The sequence below is a fragment of the Streptomyces sp. NPDC005281 genome (genome assembly GCF_040607495.1).
GTDB lineage: Bacteria > Actinomycetota > Actinomycetes > Streptomycetales > Streptomycetaceae > Streptomyces.
Genome location: NZ_JBEXGX010000010.1, coordinates 102248 through 128841, shown reverse-complemented (window position 1 = coordinate 128841; position 26594 = coordinate 102248). Strand labels below are relative to the sequence as shown.

The window sequence follows — 26594 nt, the reverse complement described above, 5'->3', positions numbered from 1 at the left end:
GGGGACGTGACCGATACCGGAACTCTCACGACCACCGTCCGTGCCCCCACGGCGCCACCCGCGCTCGGCGGCCTCGGACTCTTCACCGTGCTGCTCGGCGCGGCACTGCCCCTGATCGACTTCTTCATCGTCAACGTGGCCCTCCCGACCATCGGGCGGGACCTGAACGCGAGCGAGGCCGTCCTCGAACTCGTCGTCGCCGGCTACGGGGTCGCGTACGCCGTCCTGCTCGTCCTCGGGGGACGCCTCGGCGACCTCTTCGGGCGCCGCCGGCTCTTCCTCGGCGGCATGGCGGCCTTCGGCCTGACCTCGCTCGCCTGCGGCCTCGCACCCACCGCGTGGACCCTGGTCGCGGCACGCGTCGCCCAGGGCGCGGCGTCCGCGGCGATGCTGCCGCAGGTCCTCGCCACCATCCAGTCCACGACCTCCGGCCCCCGCCGTGCCAAGGCGATGGGCCTGTACGGCGCCACGGCCGGCCTGTCCATGGTGGCCGGGCAGATCCTCGGCGGCCTTCTGGTCGCGGCCGACATCGCGGGCACCGGCTGGCGCTCGGTGTTCCTCGTGAACGTGCCCGTCGTCGTGCTCGGACTGGTCCTGGCCCGCCGCGAGGTCCCCGAGACCCGCTCGCAGCGCCCGGAGCCGGTCGACGCCCTCGGCACGGTCCTGCTCGCGGTCGCGCTGCTGGCCCTGCTCACCCCGCTCACCGAGGGCCGGGCCGCGGGCTGGCCGCTGTGGACCTGGCTGTCCCTCGCCCTGTTCCCGCTCGCGGCCGCCGCGTTCTACCTCGTCGAACGCCGTGCGGACCGGCGCGGCCGCACGCCGCTGGTCCCGCCGAGCCTGTTCCGGCTGACCTCGCTTCGCCGGGGCCTGATCATGATCGTGCCGTTCTCCATCGGGTTCAGCGGCTTCATGTTCGTGATCGCGGTGGCCCTGCAACGCGGCGAGGGCCTCGGTCCCGTCCCGGCCGGGCTGGCCCTCGCGCCCATGGCGGTCGTCTTCTTCATCACGTCCCTGTGCGGACCGAGGCTGATCGCCCGCCACGGCACACGGGTCGTCACCGCGGGCGGACTGCTCCAGGCCGTGGGCCTCGCCCTCATCACACTGGCCGCCTGGCGCTCCTGGCCGGACCTCGGGGTGATGGAACTGCTGCCCGGGGCGGCCGTCGCCGGCGCGGGCCAGGCGCTCCAGCTGCCCGTCCTCATCCGGATCATCCTCTCCGAGGTGCCGGCCGCCCGGGCGGGCGTGGGCAGTGGCGTGATGGCCACCACCCAGCAGGCGGCTCTCGCCGTGGGAGTGGCCACCCTCGGCACCCTGTTCCTGTCCCTCGTCCCGTCCCACGGCATGCGGGACGCCCTGGTGACGACCCTCCTGGTCCAGCTGGCGGGTGTGGCCCTGACCACCGCACTGAGCCTGCGACTGCCACGCACCATCAGCTGAGGGCCCGCCGGCCCGGGGTCGGGAGCACTCCGCGGACGGGGGCGACCCATGGTCATGGCGACCCGCGGACGGGGGCGGCCCACGGTCATCGCGACCCGCGGACGGGGGCGCCCCTCGGTCCGGGCGGCCCTCGGCCGCCGGGCGAACCGCGACGGGGCCAGCCGAGGGGCGACCCCCGGCCGGGCCCTCGGCCGGCCCGTGCCCACCCCCCGTACGGCCACCGGCATATGCACTGGCCATGAGCCTGCCGCCTTCCCCCCAGGGGCTGTTGACACCAGTGGTGCGCCATGTCGTACTGAGTCGCACCGAAGTCGAACGGAGACGTGCCCGGCGATGGCCCGGCGCGTTCCGTCCGGCCGACCAGCGATCCACGATCCGAGGAGACTCCGTGGCCGAGATCAAGATCCGCGCGCTGGACCGGAGACGGACCCGGGACGACAGCGGATCCGGACACTGAGCTATCCCACACCCGCCGACGTCACCCGCACCGCCGAGGCCCTGACCGCCCGGTATCCCGGCCTGTGCCGGCTCAGCACGATCGGCCACTCCCGGCACGGCGTCCCGCTGCGGATGCTGAGTGTCGGAAAAGGGCCACGGCACGCCCTCGTGGTCGCGGGCGCACACCCGAACGAGTACGTCGGCGGGGGCACTCTTCTGGCGCTGGCCCACCGGGCACTGGGCGGCGAACGTCCCGGCACCGTATGGCACTTGGTGCTGTGCCTCGACCCGGACGGAGCGCGCCTCAACGAAGGCGGACACCGGGCCGACACCCTCTTCGACCACTACCGGTCCTTCTTCCGGCCCACCGCCGACGAACAGCCCGAATGGGCACCCGCCCTGCCCCGCCCGCGGGTACTGCCGGAGAGCCGCGCCCTGCTCGACGTCATCCACCGGCTGCGGCCCTACATCCAGATCTCCCTGCACGGCACGGACATCGGCGGCACCTTCGCCCAGCTCACCCGGGACGTCCCCGGCCTGGACCGGACCCTCGCCGCCTCCGCCGAACGGCTCGGCATCCCCGTCGAGAGGGCCCCGCTCGACGCCCTGCACTGGCCCACGAACGCTCCCGGCGTGTTCGTCCTGCCGCCGCCCGGAGCGCCCGAACGCCCCACCGCCTTCCCGGAGAACGCCCACCGTTCCACCTGGCTCGCCCCGCACGCCCACGGCGGAGTCACGGCGGTGCTCGAGGTGCCGGTCTGGGCCGCCGCCGGGTTCGCCGACCTCGCTCCGCACCCCGCGCCCGAACAGCGGCTGCGGCACTGGGCGGACCGGCTGCGGGACTACGCCCACATCGTCCGCGGCCACTACGAGCGGGCCCGTCCCCACCTCCCGGCCCCCGGCCCCGACCCGGGCTTCAGCATGCGCAGGGCCGTGGCCGAGACACTGCGCGTGTGCGGCCCGCTGGCCGACAGCTGGGACCCCGCACACCCGTCGTTCACCCCGCTCCCCGGCCTCACCCGCGCCCGCACGGCCAGCATCGAGGGCTTCGCCCGGCGCACTCCGCTGCGGGCCGCCGCCATGCTGCTGCGCCTCCTGGAGGAGTACGCGCCGGCCCCGGGGACCGCGTCCCAGCGCGCCGAGCTGGAGGCACTCGTCGCTCGCTGGTGCGCCGCCTACTCGGCCAGTTTCACGGCGACCTGGGTGCCGGTGGACCGGCAGATAGAGCACCAGGTCAACGTCACCACGGCCGCCGTCGAGGCCGCCGAGGGACACCTCGCCCCGTCCTGACCGCGAACGCGCCCGCGCGGACCGCGCGAACTCACCCCCCAAGAACCCCCGTTGATCTTCACCATGCTGCACACTCCTTGCTGCGCAGACGAAGCGGGAGAACCAGGAGGCGTCATGCTTCAGATCAACACGAGCAAAGTGAGCCGCTGGGACCAGCACGGCCGCGAGCACACCGTCCGTGTGCAGCGGGCCGGTGTGCAGCGGACCATCAGGTGCGAGACGTGCGGCTGGCGCAAGAACACCCAGTTCCTCCCCTGGCTGAAGGCGGAGGAGCACCTGGCCGAGGAGCACCAGGCGACGGTCGACCCCAAGAGGCCCGACGAGGGCTGAAGGGGTCCGAAGCTGTCCGAAACGGCCTGAGGGTCGGCCTCCAAGGGGAGTTGAGAAACGGCGCGCGGATCACGGTCCGGGGACGGGACGGACCGGGGATCCCGGAAATGGGATGGCCGGCCGGGGCCGCGCGGGGCGAGACTGAGGGCTTTGCCGCGACGCATGAGAGACAGGCCCGGACACTGACGTACAACCGAGACTCCCTGCCCTTCCCCGGCAACCTCGTACCCCGCCTCCCCCTCGGGACCACGTTCGACTGGAACCGGCTCGACCCGGCCCTGCACCCCTTCGTCTGGGACGGCGAGGAGGAGGCCCGGTTCCACGCACTGATCCGTCCCTGGGTGCCGCCCGTGCTCTCCGGGCCGGCGGGCTGGTGGGCGGGCGAGCTGTGGTGCGAGGAACAGGTGGACGCGATCATCCGGGAGCGCTACGGCAGTTGGGCCTTCGCGTGGAACTGGGACGAGGGGTACGGCGGGCACGTCGACGGCTGGGGCAGCGCGCACACCTCGGTCACGACTCCCGACGGGACCGCGGCCCGCGCGGCGGCCGGGCTGCTGAACTGGCGGAGGTCGCTGGAGTGGCTCGCCCGGCGCTTCGCGGAACTGGCGCCGCCGCCCGGCGCCTCCCCCGAGGAGCGCAGCCGGCGTCTGGAACGGTCCTGCGTACGGCTGGTGACCGAGTGGACCGGGACGACGCCGGCCGGGTGGTGGAGGCCGCGATCGGCGGCCGGTTCGAAAGCTGGGTGACCCCCGCCACGCCCTCGCCGATCGAGTCGATCAGCACGGGCGAGGTCGGCCCGCTCCGGACGACGCGCTACGCCGACGACCCCGAGGGCGCCGCCGACCTGGCTACCCTCATCGGCGTGCTCGCCCGCGGCCGCGCCGCACCGGCGTCCGGCCGCCCCTGACCGAAGGCCGCACGCCCGGATCCGTCAACGCCACTTTGGTCCAGACCTATTGACGAAAGGTCTGGACCGCGCGACTGTCATGCCTACGACACCTCACCGCACCCCCACCGGGAGGCCTCGCATGATTCGCCGAAAGATGCGTCTGCTCGCCGTGGCGCTGGCCGCGGCCGTCCTCACCCCCTTGTCGATCGCGGGCGCCCCCGGCGCCTCGGCCGCGGACACCTGCGCGGTGAAGTCCCGTCCCGCCGGGAAGGTCCTCCAGGGGTACTGGGAGAACTGGGACGGTTCGGCGAACGGCGTGCACCCGCCGTTCGGCTGGACGCCGATCACCGACTCCCGTATCGCCGCGCACGGCTACAACGTGATCGACGCCGCGTTCCCCGTCATCCGCTCGGACGGCACCGCGCTGTGGGAGGACGGGATGGACACGGGCGTGAAGGTCGCCACGCCCGCAGAGATGTGCGCGGCCAAGGCGGCGGGGCAGACCGTCCTGCTGTCCATCGGCGGAGCGGCCGCCGGTATCGACCTGAGCTCGTCCGCGGTCGCCGACCGTTTCGTCGCGACGATCGTGCCGATCCTGAAGAAGTACAACTTCGACGGGATCGACATCGACATCGAGACCGGGCTCGTCGGCGGCGGGAGCATCGGTCAGCTCTCCGCCTCGCAGGCCAACCTGGTCCGGATCATCGACGGGGTGCTGTCCCGGATGCCGTCGAACTTCGGGCTGACGATGGCGCCGGAGACCGCGTACGTCACGGGCGGCAGCATCACGTACGGGTCGATCTGGGGCGCGTACCTGCCGATCGTGAAGAAGTACGCGGACAACGGGCGCCTGTGGTGGCTGAACATGCAGTACTACAACGGCAGCATGTACGGCTGCTCCGGCGACTCCTACGCGGCGGGCACCGTCCAGGGCTTCACCGCCCAGACGGACTGCCTGGACAAGGGGCTGGTCGTCCAGGGCACCACGATCAGGGTTCCGTACGACAAGCAGGTCCCGGGCCTGCCCGCCCAGTCCGGCGCGGGCGGCGGCTACATGGCGCCGGGCCTCGTCTCCCAGGCCTGGCGCCACTACGGCACCTCCCTCAAGGGCCTGATGACATGGTCGGTGAACTGGGACGGCTCGAAGAACTGGACGTTCGGCGACAACGTGAAGGCGCTCCAGGGCCGCTGAGCCGAGGGAGGGCTCGGAGCGCGGACCGCCGGGGCTCCCGAGCCGCCCCGGCCGCGGGTCCGTGACACCACCGGGGCGCGCCCGCGCCGCCGGTGCCACCGGCGCCCGGACACCCCATGGTCCGGGACAACGCGAAGCCCCCGGTTCCCTGCTCGGGAACCGGGGGCTTCGTGAGCGGTGCTCGGGTCAGCAGCCGACGAGGCGGGCGGCCAGGTAGCCCTCGATCTGGTCGAGGGAGACACGCTCCTGCTTCATCGAGTCGCGCTCGCGCACCGTGACGGCGTTGTCGTCGAGGGTGTCGAAGTCGACGGTGACACAGAACGGGGTGCCGATCTCGTCCTGGCGACGGTAGCGGCGGCCGATGGCGCCGGCGTCGTCGAACTCGATGTTCCAGTTCTGGCGCAGCGCGGCGGCGAGACCCTTGGCCTTCGGGGACAGCTCCGGGTTGCGGGACAGCGGCAGGACCGCGACCTTCACCGGGGCCAGACGGTGGTCGAGGCGCAGGACGGTGCGCTTCTCCATCTTGCCCTTGGCGTTCGGGGCCTCGTCCTCGACGTAGGCGTCGAGCAGGAAGGCGAGCATCGCGCGGCCGACACCGGCGGCGGGCTCGATGACGTAAGGAGTCCAGCGCTCCTGGGCCTCCTGGTCGTAGTAGGCGAGGTCCTGGCCGGAGGCCTTGGAGTGCGCGCCGAGGTCGTAGTCGGTGCGGTTGGCGACGCCCTCCAGCTCACCCCACTCGTTGCCGCCGAACTGGAAGCGGTACTCGATGTCGGCGGTGCGCTTGGAGTAGTGGGAGAGCTTCTCCTTCGGGTGGTCGTACCACCGCATGTTCTCCTCGCGCAGGCCGAGACCGGTGTACCAGTTCCAGCGCTGCTCCATCCAGTACTCCTGCCACTGCTCGTCCTCGCCCGGCTTGACGAAGAACTCCATCTCCATCTGCTCGAACTCGCGGGTGCGGAAGATGAAGTTGCCGGGCGTGATCTCGTTGCGGAAGGACTTGCCCATCTGCGCGATGCCGAACGGCGGCTTCTTGCGCGAGGTGGTCTGCACCTGGGCGAAGTTGGTGAAGATGCCCTGGGCGGTCTCGGGGCGCAGGTAGGCGACGGAGCCGCTGTCCTGGGTGGGGCCGAGGTGGGTGGAGAGCAGGCCCGAGAACTGCTTGGGCTCGGTGAAGGTGCCCTTGTTGCCGCAGTTGGGGCAGTTGAGGTCGGCGAGGCCGTTCTCCGGGAGGCGGCCGTGCTTGGCCTCGTAGTGCTCCTCCAGGTGGTCGGCGCGGAACCGCTTGTGGCACGAGGTGCACTCGGTCAGCGGGTCCGTGAAGGTGGCGACGTGACCGGAGGCGACCCACACCTCGGGGGCCAGGATCACGGACGAGTCGAGACCGACCACGTCCTCGCGCGACGTGACCATGTAACGCCACCACTGGCGCTTCAGGTTCTCCTTGAGCTCGACGCCGAGCGGGCCGTAGTCCCAAGCGGCACGCTGTCCGCCGTAGATCTCACTACAGGGGAAAACGAAGCCACGGCGCTTGCTCAGGCTGACGATGGAATCGATCTTGTCGGCGGCCACGGTGCTCTCTTCATTACGAACGGACGGCAGCGAATGCTTCAGGTTACCGGCGTCGGCCACCCCCGCATCAAATCGGTTCCCGCGGTGGGCCGCTTCCTGCCGTTTGGATCCACTTGATGCCTGTTGCCGGGTGGCGTGAGGGCACTCCCACGAATGCTTGTTGACAATCGTTTCCAGATTTGTTGAAAATGACTGTCATGAACGTACGACGACGCCTCATATCGGGGTCCGCGGTCGTGGCGGCCACCGCCGTCGGCCTCGGCGCCCTCACGGCCTGCTCGGGTTCCGCCTCGGCCGACGCCCGCAGCGACGGCAGACTCGACGTGGTCGCGTCGTTCTACCCGCTCCAGTACCTCGCCGAGGAGATCGGCGGGACGCATGTGAGCGTCACCAATCTGACCCGGCCAGGCCAGGAGCCGCACGACCTGGAGATCAGCGCCCGCGAGACCGCGCGGCTCCAGGACGCCGACGCCGTCCTCTACCTCAAGAACCTCCAGCCGGCCGTCGACGACGCCGTGGCCCAGTCCGGGGTGAGGACCAAGGTCGACGCGGCCTCGCTGACGACGCTGGAGAAGCACGGCAACGAGGTGGGCGGGCACGCCGCCGCCCACGACCACAGCGAGGGCGACGAGGCCGGCGCCACCGACCCGCACATCTGGCTCGATCCCGTTCGCTTCGGCCAGGTGGCCGAGGGAGTCTCGGCCGCGCTGAAGAAGGCCGACCCGAAGCACGCGGCGGACTACGACAAGAACATGGCGGCGCTGCGGAAGAAGTTCACGGCGCTCGACACCGAGTTCCGCGACGGGCTCGCGAACACGAGGACCAGGACCTTCATCACCACCCACGCCGCGTTCGGCTACCTCGCCGAGCGCTACGGGCTGACCGAGGAGGCCGTCAACGGCCTCGACCCCGAGTCGGAGCCCAGTGCGAACCGGGTGAAGGGCCTGGAGAACCTGGCGAAGGCCGACGGCGTCACGACGGTGTTCTACGAGACGCTCGTCAGCGATAGGACCGCCGGCACGATCGCCCGGGACGTGGGCCTGCGGACGGATGTCCTCGACCCCCTCGAAGGCATCACCGGCAAATCCAGGGGCAGCGACTACATGCAGGTCATGCGGTCGAACCTGAAGGCCCTCCAGACGGCTCTCGGAACGAAGTGATCACTGTGGAGGACGTCGTGAGCGAGTCCGTCGTGTCCCTGCGCGGTGTCCGGGCGGAACTGGGCACGCGCCCGGTCCTGCGCGGCATGGACCTCTCGGTCGGCCGCGGGGAGGTCGTGGCGCTGCTCGGCGCCAACGGCTCCGGCAAGTCGACCGCCGTGCGCAGCGTCATCGGCCAGGTCGCCGTCAGCGCCGGCGAGATCGAGATCTTCGGCGTCCCGCGCCGCCGCTTCCGCGACTGGCACCGGGTGGGCTACGTCCCGCAGCGGACCACGGCCGCGGGCGGTGTACCGGCGACGGTCACCGAGATCGTCGCCTCGGGACGGCTGTCCCGCGCCCGCTTCGGCATCCTGCGCAAGGCCGACCACGCGGCCGTACGACGGGCCCTGGAGCTCGTCGGGATGGCGGACCGCGCCAAGGACTCCGTGAACGCGCTGTCCGGCGGACAGCACCAGCGGGTCCTGATCGCCCGGGCGCTGGCCTGCGAACCCGAACTGCTGATCATGGACGAGCCGATGGCGGGCGTGGACCTGGCCAGCCAGGAGGTGCTGGCCGCGACGCTGCGCGACCAGGTCGCCCAGGGCACCTCCGTGCTGCTCGTCCTGCACGAGCTGGGCCCCCTGGAGCCGCTGATCGACCGCGCGGTCGTCCTGCGGGACGGCTGCGTCCTGCACGACGGCCCGCCGCCGCGGGCCGTCGGCCAGCACGCCCTGCCGGGCCACGACCACGTACACCCGCACGCGGCTCATGACGCCGAACCCCTCCGGACGGGACTGCTCAGCTGATGGACATCCTCGACTACGCCTTCATGCAGCGGGCGCTGCTCGCCGCCGTCCTGGTGGGCGTCATCGCGCCCTCCGTCGGCATCTACCTGGTCCAGCGCCGTCAGGCCCTGATGGGCGACGGCATCGGCCATGTGGCGATGACCGGCGTCGGCCTCGGGTTCCTGCTGTCCACGTCACCGGTGTGGATGGCGACGGCCGTGTCCGTGCTGGGCGCCGTCCTCATGGAGCTGATCCGCTGGTACGGCAGGACCCGCGGGGACATCGCGCTCGCCATGCTCTTCTACGGGGGCATGGCCGGCGGCGTGATGTTCATCAACCTCGCGCCGGGCGGCTCGAACGCCAACCTGACCTCGTACCTCTTCGGCTCGCTGTCGACGGTGAGCGAGTCCGACGTGACGGCGATCTGCGTGCTGGCCGCCTTCGTCGTGCTCGTCACGCTGGGCCTGCGCCGGCAGCTGTTCGCGGTCAGCCAGGACGAGGAGTTCGCCCGGGTGACCGGTCTGCCGGTGCGGGCCCTGAACCTGCTGACGGCGGTCACGGCGGCGGTCACGGTCACCGTCGCGATGCGGGTGGTCGGCCTGCTGCTGGTGAGCGCGCTGATGGTGGTGCCGGTCGCGGCGGCCCAGCAGCTCACCCGGAGCTTCGCGGCGACCTTCGCCGTCGCGGTGGCGATCGGGGTGAGCGTGGCGATCGGCGGCACGGTGACGTCGTTCTACCAGGATGTGCCGCCCGGCTCGACGATCGTGCTGCTAACGATCGGCGCGTTCATCGCGCTGACGGCGCTGGCGTCGCCGCTGGCCCGGCGCCGGGCCCGGGCGGTGGCCGCGGCTCAGAGCGCCGGGGACCCCGCGGAGTGCGCGATTCCGGCCACCCGCGGCCCGGAGAGCACCGTCGGCGTCTGACCGCGCAGTGCCCGGGCTGGCACAATGGCCGGGCAAGGTCAGACGCTAGGAGGCAACGGTGACAACCGCTGGATCGCCCGTCCGGGGCCGCTCCACCCGGCAGCGTGCCGCCGTGGCGGCGGCGCTCGACGAGGTGACCGAGTTCCGCAGCGCGCAGGAACTCCACGACATGCTCAGGCACAAGGGCGACTCGGTCGGGCTCACCACCGTGTACCGCACGCTCCAGTCCCTCGCCGACGCGGGCGAGGTCGACGTCCTGCGCACCTCGGAGGGCGAGTCCGTCTACCGGCGCTGCTCCACCGGCGAGCACCACCACCACCTCGTCTGCCGCGTCTGCGGCAAGGCCGTGGAGGTGGAGGGCCCGGCGGTGGAGAAGTGGGCGGAGGCCGTCGCCGCGGAGCACGGCTACGTGAACGTGGCGCACACGGTGGAGATCTTCGGCACGTGCGCGGATTGCGCGGCGGCGAAGGGCTGAACCCCCGAGCGGATCAGACGCGGGTCAGGTTGCGGTCGAGGATCGCCCGCAACCGGTCCACGTCCTCGGGAGCGCGCACGGCGCGCTTGGGCAGCACGGTGAAACTGCTCGCGTTATTGTCGGGGCTGATCATGACGAAGACGTCCGCGGTCTCCCGGTAGCGGGGCTGGGCGACCCAGTTGAGCGCCGTGGTGGAGTTGTCCGTGATCACGGTCACCCCGGCGTCCGAGACGGTCACCCGGAACGTTCCCTGGCGCTCCCCGAGCCGCTGGAACTGGCGGGCGATGAGCCTGGGCGACAGCAGGAGGACCGGCACCAGAACGGCCAGCCAGATCGCCAGGAACAGGGACCCTCCGTGCCCGGTCAACGCTTTCGTGCCCTGGAGAACCGCCGCCACGGTCATGGCACCCGTCGCCCAGTACCTTCTTCGGCCCGCCTTGCTGACGCCCGCGCGCGCTTTCAGCGCCGACCTGAAGTCCGCGACGACCGGCCGGTACTCCAGCTCGACGGCCTCGTGTCGTCGCCCCTGCCCCGGCGGTTGCTCCGGCTCCTGCGGCTGCTCCGGCGACTCCTGCTGCCGCGCGGCACCCTGTCCCTCGACCACGGCCCCTCCCCAGTTCGGTGGTTTGAGCCGTGATCGTAGCGTCGGAACCGAACAGCGCCGCGGGTGGCGGGTGTCAGGAGCCGTCGCCCCGCATGTCCTGCTCCATCGCGAGCAGTTGCTCGTTCGGGACGGCGCCGCCGAAGCGGCGGTCGCGCTGCGCGAACTCGACGCAGGCACGCCACAGGTCACGCCGGTCGAAGTCGGGCCACAGCACGTCCTGGAAGACCATCTCGGCGTAGGCGCTCTGCCAGAGCAGGTAGTTGGAGGTGCGCTGCTCGCCGCTCGGGCGCAGGAACAGGTCGACGTCCGGCATGTCCGGGTAGTACAGGTACTTCTGGAGGGTCTTCTCGTTGACCTTGGAGGGGTCGAGGAGGCCGGCCTTCACGTCCTCGGCGAGCGCCTGCGCCGCGTCGGCGATCTCCGCGCGGCCGCCGTAGTTCATGCAGAAGTACAGGGTGAGCTTGTCGTTGTCCTTGGTCTGCTCCTGGGCGACCTGGAGCTCCTTGGCGACCGACTTCCACAGCTTGGGCATACGGCCCACCCAGCGCACCCGGATACCGAGCTCGTCGAGCTGGTCGCGGGTCTTGCGGATGAAGTCCCGGTTGAAGTTCATCAGGAAGCGCACCTCGTCGGGCGAGCGCTTCCAGTTCTCGGTGGAGAAGGCGTACAGGGAGATGCTCCCGACGCCGACCTCGATCGAGCCCTGGAGGACGTCGAGGACCCGCTCGGCACCGACCTTGTGGCCCTCGGTGCGGGGCAGCCCGCGGTCCTTGGCCCAGCGGCCGTTCCCGTCCATGACGATCGCCACGTGGTTCGGGACGAGCTCTCCGGGGAGTTTGGGCGCGCGGGCACCGGAGGGGTGCGGTTCCGGTGCCTTGTACTCGCGGCGCCGGCGGCCCAGGATCCCGCGTACGACCATGTGCTTCTCGTCTCCCTCTGACTCGCTCGCGTGCGCCGGGCGCTCGTCTCGCTCTGCTTGCAGTTCTTCGCTGTTCTCGCGCGCTCGCGGCGTGCTCGCGCGCTGCCGCCGCCCCGGACTGCCCGGGCGGCGCCTACTTCTCCACGTACCGCAGGGAGCGCAGTCCGCGCTCCAGATGCCAGTGCAGATAGGCCGACACCAGCCCGCTGCCCTCCCGGACGTGCCGCGGCTCGCAGGCGTCCGCGGTCTCCCAGTCTCCCGTGAGCAGCGCGCCGAGGAGTTCGAGGGCCTGAGGCGAGGGTACGACGCTGCCGGGCACCCGGCAGTCGACGCAGACGGTTCCTCCCGCCGCGACCGAGAAGAAGCGGTTCGGTCCCGGCATGCCGCATTTGGCACAGTCGCTGAAGCTGGGCGCGTAGCCGTTGACCGCGAGGGAGCGCAGCAGGAAGGCGTCGAGGACGAGGTGCGGCTCGTGCTCCCCACGGGCCAGGGTGCGCAGCCCGCCGACCAGCAGCAGATACTGCTGCACCGCGGGCTCCCCCTCGTGGTCGGTGAACCGCTCGGCGGTCTCCAGCATCGCGGTGCCCGCGGTGTAGCGGGGGTAGTCGGTGACGATCCCTCCACCGTACGGAGCGATCGTCTCGCTCTGGGTGCACAGGGGCAGCCCGCGGCCGATCAACTCGCTGCCCCGCGCGAAGAACTGCACGTCCACGTGGGAGAAGGGTTCGAGGCGCGCCCCGAACTTCGACTTGGTCCGCCTCACCCCGCGCGCCACCGCCCGTACCCGGCCGTGACCGCGTGTGAGCAGCGTGATGATCCGGTCCGCCTCACCCAGCTTCTGGGTGCGCAGCACGATGCCGTCGTCGCGGAACAGACTCATGCGGCCCATTCTCGCCTACGGCGCCCGCGCCCCGGCCCGGACGGGTCGCATTGCGTCCGGGACCCCTGCCGGGCCCCGCCGGGGCACCCCTGCCGCACTCCGGGGGCGCCCCGGCGTCTCACGACACCTCGCCGCGGCTGCGCGCGTTGGCGTACGCCGTCGCCGCGGCGATCCGCTCCACCGTGGTGGCCCGCCGCACGGCCTCCGGCGGGCAGTCCCACTCCCTGCCGCCGCCGAGCGGCCTCAGCTGCACGTACGGCCCCTCGTGACCCATGACCACGCCCACCCTTCCCGTACGGGTGTCGACGGCGCAGACCCCGGCCGGCGGTGCCGCCTTCATCGCAGGGCCGCCGCGAGCCGGGCGGCGGCCTCGACGGAGCAGCCGCCCAGGACGATCAGTGGACAGGGTGTGTCGCGCGCCACGCTCGCCAGGTCGATCCGCAGGGACGGCAAGGTGATTCCGGCCCGTGCGAGCGCCGTCCGTAAATCCTGCACAGTTTCCTCCGCCTCTTCGACGCGATGCGCCGAGTGCCGCCGACCGTCGGGCGGCGTGTGAACGTGTGATCGTCCTTGCGCCGGTACGTGTGCTCGTGCGTGTTCTTCCTTCACCCTGCTCCACCGGTCCTCGTCGACTTCACGCTTCGCGTCCACATCGTGACGCTCCGCAGCTAAAATCGTCAGGGTTCCGTCCGCTACAAGCGCGTTGCAGCGCAAGGGGGTTGGCCCATGGCCAACGGTTCGCGGCAGGCCGCCTGGGAGTTCTTCGGTTCAGAACTGAAACGACGCAGGGAGGACGCGGGTTTCACCCAGGTGGAACTGGGGGCACGGGTTTTCGTCTCCGGCGGCTATATCGGCCAGTTCGAACAGGCCATCCGCAAGCCGCAGTTGGACGTGGCCCAGCGGATCGACACACTGCTGCGGAGCGACGGCTTCTTCGAGCGGATGTGGCACAAACTCATCGACGACAAGCGTTACGCGGGCTATTTCGCTGCGGTCGTCGAACTGGAACGGACGGCGACGAAGATCGCGGAGTTCGCTCCGGCGCTGGTGCCGGGTCTTTTGCAGACGGCGGGGTATGCGCGGGCGGTGACGTTGGCCGCCAATCCGTTCGCGACCGAGGAGTACGTGGAGGAGAAGGTGACCGCTCGGCTGGAACGGGCCCATGTTCTCGCCGACGCTACAAGGCCGATGTATTGGGTGGTGCTGCACGAGAACGTGCTGCGCATCCCGGTGGGCGGGGCTGCGGCGATGTCCCAGCAACTCGGCCATCTAGTAGGTGTGGTGCGGGAGCGCAGGGCTGCCGTGCAGGTGATCCCGTACTCGGCCGGTGCGCACGCGCTCATGACCGGGGATCTCCGACTGATGGAGTTCGAGGACGCTCCGCCGACCGCCTATGCGGAGGCCTCCTTTTCGGGAACGCTCGTGGACGATCCGGCTGTGGTGAAGCGCGCGCAGCACACCTACGATCTGCTCAGGGCCGCCGCGCTGTCGCCTGAGGCGTCCCTTGCCCTGATCGAGGCGGCTGAGGAGGACTTCAGACGATGCGCGCCCATGACCTGAGCAACGCCCGCTGGCGCAAGAGCAGTCACAGCAACGGCGAGGGCGGCAACTGCCTCGAAGTCGCCGACGGGGTCCCGGGAGTCGTCCCCGTCCGGGACAGCAAGGTGCCCGCCGGGCCCGTACTGCTGGTCGGCGCGGACGCGTGGACCGCGTTCGTCGCCGGTGCCGTGGGCTGAGCGAGGACGACCGGCCGGGGCTCAGGGGGTCCGAGTCGGCCGGTTCACGGACACCAGCCCCGCCTCGTACGCGATGATCACCAGGTGGACGCGGTCCCGGGCGTCCAGTTTCGACAGCAGGCGGGTGAGATACGTCTTCGCCGTGGCCACGCTGATGAAGAGCCGCGCGGCGATCTCCGTGTTGGACAGCCCGCTGCCGACCAGCGTCAGAACCTCGCGCTCACGCTCGGTGACACCCTTCAGCTCGGCGCTCCCACGGGCCAGTTCGGGACGGGCCGCGGTGAAGTCCTGGATGAGCCGGCGGGTGACGCCGGGGGCGATGAGGGCGTCCCCGGCCGCCACCACGCGAACCGCCGCGATGATGTCGTCCAGACCCATGTCCTTGACCAGGAATCCGGACGCGTCGGCCCGCAGCGCCCCGTACACGTAGTCGTCGTCGTCGAAGGTGGTGAGGACGACGATCCTCGTGGGGTCCGCGGGTCCGGCGGCCTCCGACGTGATCCGGCGCGTCGCCTCGATGCCGTTCATACCGGGCATGCGGATGTCCATGACGACGACATCGGGGCGCAGTTCCCCGGCGAGCGCCACCGCCTGCTCGCCGTTCTCGGCCTCCCCCACCACCTCGATGTCCTCGATGTCGGCGATGACCATGCGCAGGGCGGTGCGGATGAGTTGCTGGTCGTCGGCGAGGACGACCCGCACCGTCATCGGACGCCCGCCTGGCCCGTGGCCGGGATCGGGAGGCGGGCGCTCACCCGGAATCCGCCCTCGGGACGCGGGCCCGCGGTGAACTCGCCGTGCAGCAGGGCGGCCCGCTCGCGCATGCCGATGAGACCGAACCCCGTGTCGGTGGTGCTGCCCCTGCCCCGGCCGTCGTCGGTGATCTCCACCGCGACCTCCGTGTCACGGTGGTCGACTCTCACCCGGCACACGGCCGTCGCCGCGTGACGTATGACGTTGGTGATGGACTCCTGGACGATCCGGAACGCGGACAGGTCTATCTCCGGAGGGAGTTGGCGCCGCTCGCCGGTCCAGTGGATGTCCACGCGGACCCCGGCCGCGGTCGCCGCGGCGGCCAGCCGGTCGAGGTCGGCCAGCCCCTCGGCGGGGTTCGGTGTCACGTCCCGCGCGCTGCCGGAGCGGTCGTCGGCCGAGGCCTCGGAAAGGTCCGCCGCTCGGGGGCCGTCCGCACGGGCCGGGCTCGGCGGGTCGGACTCGCCGCGCCCGCCCGGCCCGTCCGGGGTGTCGGAGGTTCCGCCGCCCGGCCCTCCTGACGAACGGGACCGCTCGCCCCGGTCCGTCCGGCCCGCCGTGTCCCCGTGGTCCGCCTCTCGCAGCGCGACGAGCATGCGGCGCAGCCCGGCGAGGGTCTCGCGGCCGGCGGTCTCGACCGCCGTCATCGCCTCGCGGGCGGCGTCCGGCTGGGTGCGCACGACCCGGGCCGCCGCGCCCGCCTGGAGGGCGATGATGCCGATGCTGTGGGCGACCATGTCGTGCATCTCGCGGGCGATGCGCAGGCGTTCGTCGGTGACGGCCTGGCCCGCGGCCCGGGCCCGCAGTTGCTCGGCGTGGACGCGGTTGCGGTGGGTGGCGTCGCCGAGCAGCCAGGAGACGAAGACGGTCAGGGCCACGGTCAGTTCGACGAGTGTGCCGACGTCCCATCCGCACAGCACTCTCACCGACAGCCAGACCACCAGGAGGGCGAGCGCCATGGTGAGCGCGGTGACTCCGGTCCGGCGGGAGCGGGAGGCCGCGATGAAGTAGAGGGCGACGTCGACGGCCAGGTACTGGGCGAGCTGGATCGCGCCCACGGCGAGGTTGGTGGTGAGCGCGGCAGCCGCCGCGAGCAGCAGGGTCAACGCGGTCAGGGGCTGCCGCCCGAGCCGTAGGCTGCCGGCCAGGGCCAGGGCACAGGCCACCGCGAGGAACAGCAGGCCGTCCCAGCGGTAGAACTGGACGGCGGCCATCTCGTTGGCCGCCTCCTCCCCGGGCAGCCGGATCCGCGCGAGGTAGGTGAACACGGTGCTCGCGGACCAGGCCAGCGCCACCCAGACGCCGGGCGGGACACGCTTGAGCGGGGGAATCGACGGCGTGACATGCATGCGCCGATCGTAGGCAGGCGGTGCGGCGCGGACATCGGACCGGGGACGTACAACCGGGGTCGACACCGCTCCGGCACGCCCCGCCGCCCCGCCTGCCCGCGAGGGCCGTTCAGGGCCGGGGCGGCCGCCCGGATCAACCCCGCTCGCCGAAGCGGCGTACGTACGCGCGCTGCCACGGTGTCTCCACCGCGTGCCGGTCGTAGTGCCGGCGTACGTATGCCACCGCGTCCTTGGGCGGTACGCCGTCCAGGACGGCGACGCAGGCCAGGGCGGTGCCGGTGCGGCCCCGGCCGCCGTAGCAGGCGATCTCGACACGTTCGCCTGCGGCTCTGCGCCAGGCCTCCATGAGCACCGCGCGGGCCTTCGCCCGGTCGGCCGGAAGCCGGAAGTCCGGCCAGCGCAGCCAGTGGGCCTCCCAGCGGACCGGGGGCGGTTCCTTGCCGAGCAGATACACGGCGTACGCGGGCTCGGGGCCTCCGCCGGCCGGAAGCGGCCTGCGCAGTGCCCGGCCCCGGATCAGCCGGCCGGAGGGCAGCGACACCACCCCGGCGCCGTCCGCGTCCCAGGTACCGCCGTCGGCGCCGGTTCCGGGCCGCGCGTCGGTGTGCGCGTGGGTGTGTGCGTCGGGTGCGGCTTCGGTCCTGGCTTCGGTTCTGGGTTCGCTTCTGGGTTCAGTCCTGGGTTCGCTTTCGGCCACGGCACCAGCCTAGGGCGGTGTGCGGAGCCGGTGACCGGGGTTGCGGAGCCGGTGACCGGGCCCTCGTTCAGCTCACTCCGCGGGAGCCCTGGGCGGCACGCGTCTCGATGCCCCGGAAGTGGTCGGCCATGGCGCGCTGGGCGCCCTCCACGTCCCGGACCCGCAGGGCGGTGAGGATGTCGCGGTGGCGGCGGGCCGTCACCTCCGGGGTGATGTCGTCGGTCCAGCCGCGCACCACGGCGACCCGCCGGAAAACGGTCCAGAACGCGCCGAGCAGCTGGGGAACGAGCGGGTTGCCGAGCGAGGCGTAGAGCAACTCGTGGAACCGGCTGTCGAGTTCGGGGAACGAGCGGCCGTCGTCGCCCGCCGTCTCCATCTCCGTGACGACGGCTTCGAGCCGGTCCAGCTCCTCCTCGGTCAGCACCTGGGCCACCCGGCTTATCAGGCCCTCCTCCAGCACCTCGCGGACCTGGAGGATCTCGGCCAGCGCCGCGGTCGGATCGTCCGGACGGGCGAGTGTGCGGAAGGTCAGTCCGTCGACGAACGGCGACATGGACGCCTCACCCACATAGGTGCCGTAGCCGTGCCGGATCTCGACTATGTCGAGGGCCTGGAGGGCCTTGAGCGCCTCCCTGACCGAATTGCGGCTCACCCCGAGATTGTTCATCAACTCGGTCTCGGTGGGCAGCGGCGCACCGGCCGGAAGGCCCTGGTCGAGGATCAGCTGCATGACCTCGCGCTGGATCTGGCTGCTCACCCGGCGCTCGGGCCGGCGCCGGTTCCCGGTCTCCTCAGGCATGCGCCGCATCGTACGCTCGCTGGACATCGGACGTCCCACCTCCGGGCTGATTAAACGCCAAGTTCGGCCAACTGTCCCTGTTTCATACCGCCATTGGTCGTGCCTGTGGAAGATACGCCATTCGTGTGCGGGCCCTTGACCCTCTCCGCGCCCCCTTTTATGGTCGCGCTGCCCCCAATGACGTAGGACGTCGTATCTCCTGCTCCCGGGCCATCGCACCGACCGCTCCACCGGACGACACCGACCGCTCCACCACCTCACCGGACCGTTCAACCGGACCACTCCCTGCTGGACCACTCCTTGCTGGAGGAACCGTGCGCGACGTGACCGACACTCCGGCGCCGCACCGCCGGTCGTTCCTGAAGTACACCGGGGCCCTGGGCGCGGCCGCCGCCCTCTCCTCGACGCTCGGCGCCTGCTCGTCCGGACCGGAGTCGACGAACGACACCGGCGGTTCGGGCGGCGGGCAGAACGCCACGCTGACGGCCGTGATCGGCTACGGGAACGACGGCAGCTGGGATCCGACGCAGACCGCGTCCGCCTTCTGCATGGCCGCCAACAACCATGTCTACGAAGGCCTGCTCGACACCGACCCGATCTCCCGTGAGCCCTACGCGGCGCTCGCCACCCAGGTGCCCGCCGACCTCACCGGGACGTCCTGGAGGTTCACACTGCGGGCGGGAGCCACCTTCCACGACGGGAAGCCGGTCACGGCCGACGACGTGGTCTTCGTCTTCGACCGGATACTCGACCCGAAGACCCAGACCCTGGCCAAGGGCTTCTTCGCGAGCTGGCTGAAGGAGGTCCGGAGAATCGACGCGCAGAACGTCGAGCTGGTCCTCAAGTTCCCCTTCCCCGAGGGGATCTCGCGGCTCACGCTGGCGAAGATCATGCCCAAGCACGTCTTCTCGCAGCCGGGTGCCTGGGACGACGCGATCAAGGGCAAGGCGATCGGCTCGGGGCCGTACCGGCAGACCGCGCACCACCCGAAGTCCAACACCACGTTCGAGGCGTTCGCCGCCTACAACGGGCCGCGCAGGCCCGCCTTCAAGAAGATGAACTGGCTGACCATAGTGGACGCCGCTCCCCGCGTCGCGAAGATCTCCGGGGCGAGCGCGGGCGCCCAGATCGCCGACAACATCCCGTACGCCAACATCGCGCAGCTCCGCAAGGGCGGTATGACCGTCCAGGGCGGCGCGGGCATGAACAACCTGTTCCTGATGTTCAACACCCGGCACAAGCCGTTCGACGACGTGCGCGTGCGCCAGGCGCTGCACTACGCCATCGACACCGGCAAGATGGTCGAGGCCGCCCTCAGGGGGCACGGGAAACCGTCGAGTTCCTTCCTCAACGAGGCCAACCCCTCCTACCGGCCCGCGAAGACCGTCTACTCCTACGACCCCGAGAAGGCGAAGAAGCTCCTGAAGGCGGCCCGGGTCGAGGGGCTGAAGATCGAGATCCTGTCGGTGAACGTCAGCTGGATCGTCGACTGTCTACCGACCATCAAGGCGTCCTGGGACGCGATCGGCGTGCGGACGACGCTGGCCCCGCAGGAGACCACGGCCGTGTTCACCAAGATGGACCAGAAGCAGGACTACCAGGTCGTGGCCGCCGCCTCGAACCCCAACCAGTTCGGCCTCGACGCCGACCTGATCATGCACTACAACTACGGCCCCCAGAACCTCTGGATGGGCTACGCCCGCTGGGCCGGCGACCCGGTCGCCAGGCAGCTCTTCAAGGACATGGACCGGGCGACGCGGGAACCGGACGCCGCCAGGAAGAAGGCGATGATCCAGGACTACATCGACGTCGTCGCCGAGCAGGCCGTGCTCTACCCGGTCGTGCACAACGAGCTGATGACGGCGTGGAATCCGCGCCGGCTCGCCGGGATAAGGCCCCAGCCCTACCCGGGCATCAACCTGCTGCAAGCCAAGTGGGCATAGGCGACAGGAGAGTTCGTACGTGGTCGCCATCGTCAGGATCCTGCTGCGCCGTCTGGCGCTGCTCGTACCGCTGATGCTCGGGATCGTCCTGTTCGTGTTCCTGGTGATGCGGTTCTCGGACGTCGACCCGGCGTCCGCGTTCTTCCAGGGCGCCAACCCGACCCCGCGGCAGCTCCACGACTTCAGGGAGCAGAACGGACTGCTCGATCCGCTGCCCGTGCGCTACTTCGACTTCGTATCCGACCTGCTGCACGGCGACATGGGCACCAGCGCGCTGACCCGGGCGCCGGTCGCCGAACAGGTCACCACCGCGCTGCCGCTCACCCTCCAGCTCACCTTCCTGGGGCTCGGCATCGCGGTGGTGCTGGCGCTGCTCGGCGGGGTCACGGCCGCGATCCACCGCGACCGGCTGCCCGACCAGATCATCCGGGTGGTGTCCCTGACCGGTGTCGCCGCACCGGGCTTCTGGCTGGCCCTGCTCATGATCCAGTACCTCGCCGTCGACCAGGGCTGGTTCCCGACCGGCGGCTACATCAACCCGGCCGACTCGCTGTCCGGCTGGCTGAGGACCATGGCGCTGCCCGCGCTCGCGCTCTCCCTGCCGGTCGCGGCCCAGCTCACCCGGATCGTCCGGACCTCCGTGGTCGAGGAACTCGACAAGGACTACGTGCGCACCGCGATCGGCAGCGGGCTGCCGCCCCGGGTGGTCGTCGGCCGCAACGTCCTGCGCAACGCCCTGATGAATCCGCTGACCGTGCTGGGCCTGCGGGTGGGCTATCTGCTGGGCGGCGCGGTCGTCATCGAGACGATCTTCTCGCTGCCCGGCATGGGCAAGCTGATGATCGACGCCGTGCAGAACGGGGACCCCGCAGTCGTCCAGGGCGTCGTCCTGACCACGGCCATCGGCTTCGTGGTCGTGAACCTCGTCATCGACATTCTGTATCTGCTGGTCAACCCACGACTGAGGGAAGCCTCCTGATGTTCACACGGAAGGAACTGGCCCTCGCCCTCGCCCGGCCCGGTGTCCGGCTGCGCGGCCTGCGCAGACTGCCGCCGCTGTCGAAGGTCGCGGTCTGTTTCCTGGCCGTGGTCCTCGTGGTGGCGCTGTTCGCCCCCCTGCTCGCGCCGCACGACCCGCTCGACCAGCAGCCGCAGACGGACGGCACCGGGCATCCCTCGGCCGCCCACTGGATGGGGCAGGACAGCCTCGGCCGGGACATCCTCAGCCGGCTGATGTACGGGGCTCGCTGGTCCCTGGCGATCGGTCTCGGCGCCACCGCGCTCGCCCTGGTCGTGGGTGCGCTGCTCGGCGCGCTCGCCGCGACCTCGCGCAAGGCGGTCGACGAGACGCTGATGCGCTGCCTGGATGTCGTGATGGCGTTCCCCGGGATCGCGCTCGCCGCCGTGCTCGTCGCCGTGTTCGGCGGCGGCATCACCGTACTGATCTGCGCGATCGCGTTCCTGTTCACCCCGCCCGTCGCCCGGGTCGTACGGGCGAACGTCCTCGACCAGTACGGCGAGGACTACGTCACGGCCGAGCAGGTGATCGGCGCCCGCACCCCGCACATCGTGCTGCGGCACGTGGCCGTCAACTGCGCCGCTCCGGTCCTGGTGTTCTGCACCGTGCAGGTCGCCGAGGCGATCGTGTTCGAGGCCTCGCTGTCCTTCATCGGCGCGGGCGTACGGCCCCCGGACCCGTCCTGGGGCAGTGTCATCGCCGACGGCAAGAACATGGTCCTGACCGGCGGCTGGTGGGCCACGGTCTTCCCCGGCCTGCTGATGCTGGTCACCGTCCTGTCGCTGAACATCCTCTCCGAGGGGGTCTCCGACGCGTGGGCGGCGCCGGCCGGCCGGGAGGTGTCCGTGCCTCCCGCCGAGGACCGGCTCGAAGCCCCGGAGCCGGGCAGCGGCACGGTCGTCGAGCTGCCCGGTCTGGCGCGGGCCGCGGCCCGGCTGCGGGCGCGGGCCCGTCCGCCGGTCACGGGCGGGCAGCCCGTTCTCGCCGTCGAGCGTCTGGCCATCGGCTTCGACGACCGGCACGGCGGAGTGGACATCGTCGACGGCATCAGCTTCGAGGTGTATCCCGGCGAAGTCCTGGGCCTGGTGGGCGAGTCGGGCTGCGGGAAGTCGCTGACGGCCCTGGCCGTGATGGGCCTGGAGCCGAAGGGCGCCCGCGTGCGCGGCCAGGTCCGTTTCCGGCAGCGGCAGTTGGTGGGCGAGCCGATGCGCGTGCGGCGCCGGCTGCTGGGCCACGAGATGGCGATGGTCTACCAGGACGCGCTGTCGTCCCTGAATCCGGCGATGACGATCAAGGCGCAGCTGAAGCAGGTGATACGGCGGGGCGGCAGGCGCACCGCGGCCGAGCTCCTCGCCCTGGTGGGCCTCGATCCCGAGCGCACCCTGCGCAGTTACCCCCACGAGCTCTCCGGGGGGCAGCGCCAGCGTGTCCTGATCGCGATGGCGCTGTCCCGCGAGCCCGCGCTGATCGTCGCGGACGAACCGACCACGGCCCTGGACGTGACGGTCCAGGCGCAGGTCATGGAACTGCTGCTGCGGCTGCGGGCGGAACTGGACTTCGCCCTGGTCCTCGTCTCGCACGACCTGGCGCTGATCTCGGCGGTCACCGACCGGGTGGTCGTGATGTACGGCGGCCAGATCGTCGAGACGGGGGTGACGGCGGACCTGGTGGAATTCCCGGCCCACCACTACACGCGCGGACTGCTGGGCAGCGTCCTGTCCCTGGAGTCGGCGGCGGAGCGCATGACGCAGATCAGGGGGGTCGTCCCCTCCCCCGCCGACTTCCCGGCCGGCTGCCGGTTCGCCGACCGGTGTCCGCTGGCGGACGAGGTCTGCCGGACGACGGCACCGGACCTCATCGGCCCGCACACGCACACGGCGGCCTGCCATCACCCGGCCGTCGACCTGGTGACCACGGAGAGCGAGGCCGTGACGTGAGGATCGCGCGCGAGGCACACAAGGCGCCCGAGGCGCCCAAGGCGTCCGAGGCTCCTGAGGCGCCCGAGGCGCCCGAGGCTCCTGAGGCGTCCGAGGCGCCCGAGGCTCCTGAGGCGTCCGGGGGATCCATGGCCACTGAGGCGTCCGGGGCCGCCGTATGACCGGGCAGCCGCCGGAGGCCGGGGCCCTCCCGACGGACGCGCTCGTCCGGCTCACCGACGCGCATGTCGTCCACAAGGCGCGCAGCGGCGGTGTGTTCACCCGGGACCGGGTGTACGCCCTGACCGGCGCCGATCTCGCCGTCGCGCCCGGCGAGACGATCGGTGTCGTCGGCGAGTCCGGCTGCGGCAAGTCGACGCTCGCGAAGGTGCTGGTGGGGGTGCAGCGGCCGACGTCGGGCACGGTGGTCTTCGGCGGCCGCGACCTGTGGTCACTGAAGCCGGACGAGCGGCGCACGGCCGTCGGCGCGGGCACGGGCATGATCTTCCAGGACCCGTCGACGGCCCTGAACCGCCGGCTGCCCGTGCGGCGGATCCTGCGCGATCCGCTGGATGTCCACCGGCGCGGAACGACGGCGGCACGAGACGACCGGGTAAGGGAGTTGATGGCCCTGGTCGGTCTGCCCCGGGCCCTCGCGGACGCGCTGCCCGGGCAGCTCTCCGGCGGTCAGCGCCAGCGGGTGGCGATCGCCCGCGCCCTGGCCCTGGACCCCGGGCTCGTGGTGGCGGACGAGCCGACGAGCGCGCTGGACGTGTCGGTGCGGGCGCAGATCCTCAATCTTCTCCTCGATCTGAAGGAACGCCTCGGTCTGGCCCTGGTGTTCGTGTCCCACGACATCCAGACGGTGCGCCGGATGAGCGACCGGGTGATCACGATGTATCTCGGCCGGATCGTGGAGGAGTCACCGGCCGGCGAGGTCACCGACCGCTCCCGGCACCCGTACACCCGGGCGCTGTTCTCGGCGACCCCGGGCCTGCTCGATCCGATCGAGCCGATCCCGCTCACCGGTCCCGTCCCCTCGGCGACCCACCCGCCGAGCGGCTGCCCCTTCCGCACCCGGTGCTGGCGGGCGGACGGGGAATGCGCGACCCGGATGCCGGACTTCACGGCCGCGTCGGCCCCCGGCCACCGCTTCCGGTGCCACCATCCTGTGGAGGAGGGCCGGTCGACGCGCACCCTCGTCGCGCAGGCCGAGTCCGCCGCCGAGGCCGCCACCCCGGCCGACGTTCCGCCCCAGCAGCACATCCGGGAGCCTTCATGACCTTCCCCGCCCCGCTGACCGGTGTCGTACCGCCCGTCTGCACGCCCCTGACACCGGACCGCGAGGTGGACGTCCCGTCGCTCACCCGGCTGATCGACCATCTGGTGGACGCCAGGGTGCACGGACTGTTCGTCCTCGGCTCGACGTCCGAGGTGGCCTATCTGACGGACGCGCAGCGCCGGCTGGTGGTGGAGACGGCGGTGGCGCATGTCGCCGGTCAGCTTCCCGTGCTGGCCGGGGCGATCGACATGACGACGCCCCGCGTCCTGGAGCACGCGAACACCGCCCGTGCCGCGGGCGCGGACGCGGTCGTCGTCACGGCCCCCTTCTACACCCGCACCCATCCCGCGGAAGTCGCCCGTCACTTCCGTGTCGTCGCCGCCCGCGCCGCGCTGCCCGTGTTCGCGTACGACCTGCCGGCCTCCGTCCACACCAAGCTGAGCCCCGAACTCGTCCTCGAACTCGCCGCCGACGGTGTCCTCGCCGGCCTCAAGGACTCCAGCGGCGACCTCGGCGCCTTCCGTACGGTCGTCACCGGCGCCCGTACGCGCCCCGGAGCCGGCGGCTTCAGCGTGCTCACCGGCTCCGAGGTGATCGTCGACTCGGCGCTGGCCCTCGGCGCGGACGGCGTGGTCCCCGGTCTGGCCAATGTGGACCCGGCCGGCTACGTACGGCTGTACGAGCTGTGCGCGGCGGGCGACCTGGAGCGGGCCCGGGCCGAACAGGAGCGGCTGTGCGAGCTGTTCGGCCTGGTGGGCGTGGGCGACCCGGCCCGGATGGGCGGCAGTTCCTCGGCGCTCGGCGCCTTCAAGGCCGCGCTGCACCTGCGGGGCGTCATCGACTGTGCCGCGACGGCGGAACCCCAGGTGCCGCTGTCGCCTGGCGAGGTCGAGCACGTGGGCAAGTACCTGGCTTCGGCGGGACTGCTCTAGGTCGTCGGTGCCGTTCGGGCACGTACGGAGGTGACGCTCGGGTACGGCTGTCCGAGCAGCCCGCTCAGCGGCAGCCGCCGGAACTCGATGGTCTCGTACGGTCCCGTGTCACCCGTCTCGTAGAGGATGCCGACCCGGGAGGCGCCGAGCTGGACGAGGTCCGAGTAGGCGGCCCGCCGCGTGGACAGGGTGGCCGCCTTCACGAAGTCCGCGCCGCCGGTCGTACTGCGCCAGACGGACATGGACTGGCGGACGGTGGGGACCGAGGGACCGGAGAAGAGCAGCGGGGCGGAGCTGCCGGTGAGCTGGAGGACGCTGCCCTGGACGACGGGGACGTCGTTCAGGGAGGGCTGGACGGCGAAGGGGCGGTCCAGGGTTTCGGCGCCGTCGCTCGAATAGGAGTCGAGGCGGTTGCCCGGGCTCGTGCCGTTCTGGTCACGCGAGGTGAAGTAGAGCCGTCCATCGGGGAGTTCGGCCACCGAGCTCTCGTTGGCGTTGTCGAGTCCGTCGTAGGTGTCGTCGACGAAGCCGAGCCGCCAGGTGCGCCCGCCGTCGTCGCTGTAGAGCGCGTGCGCTCCGTAGTACCTGGGCTCCTGACCGGTGTCGGAGGACCCGGCGGGCGGGGCGGCGGAGTGGTTGGCGGGCACGACCAGGCGTCCGGCGTGCGGTCCGTGGCGCAGGGCGATCGCGTGGCCGGGCCCGGTGGCGTACCAGCGCCAGCCCGGCCGCTTCGCCTGGTCCGTGATGTCCCGCGGCGCGGTGAAGTGCCGCCCGTCGTCACGGCTGGTCTGGACGAAGACGCGCCGGCTCTGCTCCGCCGTGGCCTCGCCCCGCATGATCTGCGCCTCGGTCACCGCACCGCTGTTGTAGGACGTGAGCAGGACGATCCGGCCGGTGCCAGGGTCCACCACCGGCGCCGGGTTGCCCCGGGTGTCGCCGTCCCCGGACGCGACGACCCGCAGCGGGCTCCAGGTGCAGCCGCCGTCGGAGGAGCGTCTGAGGACGACGTCGATGTTCCCGGTGTCGCCCGCTCCGCTGTGCCGCCCCTCGGCGAAGGCCAGCAGCGTGCCGGCCCTGGTCATGACGGTCGCCGGGATGCGGTAGGTGTCGTAGCCGTCCCGGCCGGCGGTGTACGGGACCGAGGAGGTGCAGTCCCCGCCGCCCCGGGGCGCGGCCGAGGCGGTGCCGGTGGCGGCGAGGGCGGTGAGGAGTCCGGTGGCGGCGGCGAACGCGAGCATGCGGCTCATGCTGGTCATGACACTCCCTGGACTGCGTCGGACATGGGACGTGGGATGTCCC

29 protein-coding genes are annotated in these 26594 nt (G+C 71.5%); 18 read left to right on the top strand and 11 right to left on the bottom strand.

Annotation, left to right across the window (positions count from 1 at the left end; all coding sequences use genetic code 11):
• Positions 1 to 6 precede the first annotated feature (6 nt).
• The 6 genes from ABZV42_RS16365 (at position 7) to ABZV42_RS16340 (ending at position 5576) form a co-directional block, all read left to right on the top strand.
• Positions 7 to 1437, top strand: a complete 1431-nt coding sequence (locus ABZV42_RS16365; protein WP_355976393.1) for an MFS transporter — start codon at positions 7 to 9, stop codon at positions 1435 to 1437.
• Between the two features lie 333 nt (positions 1438 to 1770).
• Positions 1771 to 3165 (top strand): M14 family zinc carboxypeptidase, encoded by a 1395-nt coding sequence (locus ABZV42_RS16360; protein WP_355976395.1) that lies wholly within the window; start codon positions 1771 to 1773, stop codon positions 3163 to 3165.
• A gap of 114 nt (positions 3166 to 3279) precedes the next feature.
• Complete coding sequence (locus ABZV42_RS16355; RefSeq protein WP_355976397.1) at positions 3280 to 3495, top strand: hypothetical protein; 216 nt, start codon at positions 3280 to 3282, stop codon at positions 3493 to 3495.
• Positions 3496 to 3602: 107 nt separating this feature from the next.
• The gene (locus tag ABZV42_RS16350) at positions 3603 to 4241 is read left to right on the top strand and encodes a hypothetical protein (RefSeq protein ID WP_356052309.1); all 639 of its coding nucleotides are present in this window, start codon (positions 3603 to 3605) and stop codon (positions 4239 to 4241) included.
• Positions 4238 to 4402 carry a hypothetical protein gene (locus ABZV42_RS16345; RefSeq protein ID WP_355976401.1) on the top strand — a complete coding sequence of 55 codons (165 nt, stop codon included), beginning with the start codon at positions 4238 to 4240 and terminating at the stop codon, positions 4400 to 4402. The genes ABZV42_RS16350 and ABZV42_RS16345 overlap by 4 nt, the downstream gene beginning before the upstream one ends.
• Positions 4403 to 4523: 121 nt before the next feature.
• Positions 4524 to 5576, top strand: coding sequence for a chitinase (locus ABZV42_RS16340; protein WP_355976404.1), 1053 nt, complete (start codon positions 4524 to 4526; stop codon positions 5574 to 5576).
• 186 nt (positions 5577 to 5762) lie between these two features.
• Here the strand turns inward: ABZV42_RS16340 and ABZV42_RS16335 are convergent, their stop codons facing one another.
• Entirely contained in the window at positions 5763 to 7145 is a 1383-nt protein-coding gene (locus ABZV42_RS16335; RefSeq protein ID WP_355976406.1) for a glycine--tRNA ligase, read from the bottom strand.
• A 197-nt stretch (positions 7146 to 7342) separates the two neighbouring features.
• Here ABZV42_RS16335 and ABZV42_RS16330 point away from each other — a divergent pair, with 197 nt between their 5' ends.
• The 4 genes from ABZV42_RS16330 to ABZV42_RS16315 are packed head-to-tail and all read left to right on the top strand — an operon-like array spanning position 7343 to position 10467.
• Positions 7343 to 8305: a zinc ABC transporter substrate-binding protein gene (locus ABZV42_RS16330; RefSeq protein ID WP_355976408.1), complete on the top strand. Its 963-nt coding sequence runs from the start codon at positions 7343 to 7345 to the stop codon at positions 8303 to 8305.
• The gene (locus ABZV42_RS16325; RefSeq protein WP_355976758.1) at positions 8305 to 9090 is read left to right on the top strand and encodes a metal ABC transporter ATP-binding protein; all 786 of its coding nucleotides are present in this window, start codon (positions 8305 to 8307) and stop codon (positions 9088 to 9090) included. The genes ABZV42_RS16330 and ABZV42_RS16325 overlap by 1 nt, the downstream gene beginning before the upstream one ends.
• On the top strand, positions 9090 to 9992 hold the full coding sequence (locus ABZV42_RS16320) for a metal ABC transporter permease (protein WP_355976410.1): 903 nt from the start codon (positions 9090 to 9092) through the stop codon (positions 9990 to 9992). Before ABZV42_RS16325 ends, ABZV42_RS16320 begins: the two co-directional genes overlap by 1 nt.
• A 58-nt stretch (positions 9993 to 10050) precedes the next feature.
• Entirely contained in the window at positions 10051 to 10467 is a 417-nt protein-coding gene (locus tag ABZV42_RS16315; protein ID WP_356052307.1) for a transcriptional repressor, read from the top strand.
• A 13-nt stretch (positions 10468 to 10480) separates the two neighbouring features.
• On the opposite strand, the gene ABZV42_RS16310 is transcribed toward ABZV42_RS16315, so the two are convergent.
• From ABZV42_RS16310 to ABZV42_RS16290, 5 genes are all read right to left on the bottom strand, one after another.
• Positions 10481 to 11071 (bottom strand): YcxB family protein, encoded by a 591-nt coding sequence (locus ABZV42_RS16310; RefSeq protein WP_356052304.1) that lies wholly within the window; start codon positions 11069 to 11071, stop codon positions 10481 to 10483.
• Positions 11072 to 11144: 73 nt separating this feature from the next.
• The gene (locus ABZV42_RS16305; RefSeq protein WP_355976416.1) at positions 11145 to 11990 is read right to left on the bottom strand and encodes an isoprenyl transferase; all 846 of its coding nucleotides are present in this window, start codon (positions 11988 to 11990) and stop codon (positions 11145 to 11147) included.
• A gap of 133 nt (positions 11991 to 12123) precedes the next feature.
• Positions 12124 to 12870, bottom strand: a complete 747-nt coding sequence (recO, locus tag ABZV42_RS16300) for a DNA repair protein RecO (RefSeq protein ID WP_339129238.1) — start codon at positions 12868 to 12870, stop codon at positions 12124 to 12126.
• Positions 12871 to 12988: 118 nt separating this feature from the next.
• A complete protein-coding gene (locus ABZV42_RS16295; protein WP_355976418.1) occupies positions 12989 to 13210 on the bottom strand; it encodes a hypothetical protein in 222 nt (73 codons plus the stop codon).
• Complete coding sequence (locus ABZV42_RS16290) at positions 13207 to 13521, bottom strand: hypothetical protein (protein ID WP_356052302.1); 315 nt, start codon at positions 13519 to 13521, stop codon at positions 13207 to 13209. Before ABZV42_RS16290 ends, ABZV42_RS16295 begins: the two co-directional genes overlap by 4 nt.
• A gap of 75 nt (positions 13522 to 13596) precedes the next feature.
• Here ABZV42_RS16290 and ABZV42_RS16285 point away from each other — a divergent pair, with 75 nt between their 5' ends.
• Both ABZV42_RS16285 and ABZV42_RS16280 read left to right on the top strand, forming a co-directional pair.
• On the top strand, positions 13597 to 14430 hold the full coding sequence (locus ABZV42_RS16285; RefSeq protein WP_356052300.1) for a helix-turn-helix transcriptional regulator: 834 nt from the start codon (positions 13597 to 13599) through the stop codon (positions 14428 to 14430).
• Positions 14412 to 14606, top strand: coding sequence for a DUF397 domain-containing protein (locus ABZV42_RS16280; protein WP_356052297.1), 195 nt, complete (start codon positions 14412 to 14414; stop codon positions 14604 to 14606). Before ABZV42_RS16285 ends, ABZV42_RS16280 begins: the two co-directional genes overlap by 19 nt.
• 21 nt (positions 14607 to 14627) lie before the next feature.
• On the opposite strand, the gene ABZV42_RS16275 is transcribed toward ABZV42_RS16280, so the two are convergent.
• From ABZV42_RS16275 to ABZV42_RS16260, 4 genes are all read right to left on the bottom strand, one after another.
• The gene (locus tag ABZV42_RS16275; protein ID WP_356052295.1) at positions 14628 to 15314 is read right to left on the bottom strand and encodes a response regulator transcription factor; all 687 of its coding nucleotides are present in this window, start codon (positions 15312 to 15314) and stop codon (positions 14628 to 14630) included.
• Positions 15311 to 16708, bottom strand: a complete 1398-nt coding sequence (locus ABZV42_RS16270; RefSeq protein WP_355976426.1) for a histidine kinase — start codon at positions 16706 to 16708, stop codon at positions 15311 to 15313. The genes ABZV42_RS16275 and ABZV42_RS16270 overlap by 4 nt, the downstream gene beginning before the upstream one ends.
• Positions 16709 to 16841: 133 nt before the next feature.
• Complete coding sequence (locus ABZV42_RS16265) at positions 16842 to 17252, bottom strand: protein phosphatase (protein WP_355976761.1); 411 nt, start codon at positions 17250 to 17252, stop codon at positions 16842 to 16844.
• Positions 17253 to 17472: 220 nt separating this feature from the next.
• The gene (locus ABZV42_RS16260; RefSeq protein ID WP_355976764.1) at positions 17473 to 18213 is read right to left on the bottom strand and encodes a FadR/GntR family transcriptional regulator; all 741 of its coding nucleotides are present in this window, start codon (positions 18211 to 18213) and stop codon (positions 17473 to 17475) included.
• Positions 18214 to 18518: 305 nt separating this feature from the next.
• On the opposite strand from ABZV42_RS16260, the gene ABZV42_RS16255 reads away from it, so the two are divergent.
• From ABZV42_RS16255 to ABZV42_RS16230, 6 genes are read left to right on the top strand one after another with little or no spacing between them, the layout of a single operon-like run.
• Positions 18519 to 20147, top strand: coding sequence for an ABC transporter substrate-binding protein (locus ABZV42_RS16255; RefSeq protein WP_356052292.1), 1629 nt, complete (start codon positions 18519 to 18521; stop codon positions 20145 to 20147).
• A gap of 19 nt (positions 20148 to 20166) precedes the next feature.
• On the top strand, positions 20167 to 21126 hold the full coding sequence (locus ABZV42_RS16250) for an ABC transporter permease (protein ID WP_355976432.1): 960 nt from the start codon (positions 20167 to 20169) through the stop codon (positions 21124 to 21126).
• Positions 21126 to 23102: a dipeptide/oligopeptide/nickel ABC transporter permease/ATP-binding protein gene (locus tag ABZV42_RS16245; RefSeq protein ID WP_356052290.1), complete on the top strand. Its 1977-nt coding sequence runs from the start codon at positions 21126 to 21128 to the stop codon at positions 23100 to 23102. Before ABZV42_RS16250 ends, ABZV42_RS16245 begins: the two co-directional genes overlap by 1 nt.
• Entirely contained in the window at positions 23099 to 23263 is a 165-nt protein-coding gene (locus tag ABZV42_RS16240; protein ID WP_356052288.1) for a hypothetical protein, read from the top strand. Before ABZV42_RS16245 ends, ABZV42_RS16240 begins: the two co-directional genes overlap by 4 nt.
• Positions 23260 to 24363 (top strand): ABC transporter ATP-binding protein, encoded by a 1104-nt coding sequence (locus ABZV42_RS16235; protein ID WP_355976438.1) that lies wholly within the window; start codon positions 23260 to 23262, stop codon positions 24361 to 24363. Before ABZV42_RS16240 ends, ABZV42_RS16235 begins: the two co-directional genes overlap by 4 nt.
• Complete coding sequence (locus ABZV42_RS16230; RefSeq protein WP_356052286.1) at positions 24360 to 25295, top strand: dihydrodipicolinate synthase family protein; 936 nt, start codon at positions 24360 to 24362, stop codon at positions 25293 to 25295. Before ABZV42_RS16235 ends, ABZV42_RS16230 begins: the two co-directional genes overlap by 4 nt.
• Here the strand turns inward: ABZV42_RS16230 and ABZV42_RS16225 are convergent.
• Complete coding sequence (locus ABZV42_RS16225) at positions 25292 to 26551, bottom strand: sialidase family protein (protein ID WP_355976444.1); 1260 nt, start codon at positions 26549 to 26551, stop codon at positions 25292 to 25294. The two genes, ABZV42_RS16230 and ABZV42_RS16225, sit on opposite strands and share 4 nt — an antisense overlap.
• Positions 26552 to 26594: the final 43 nt, after the last annotated feature.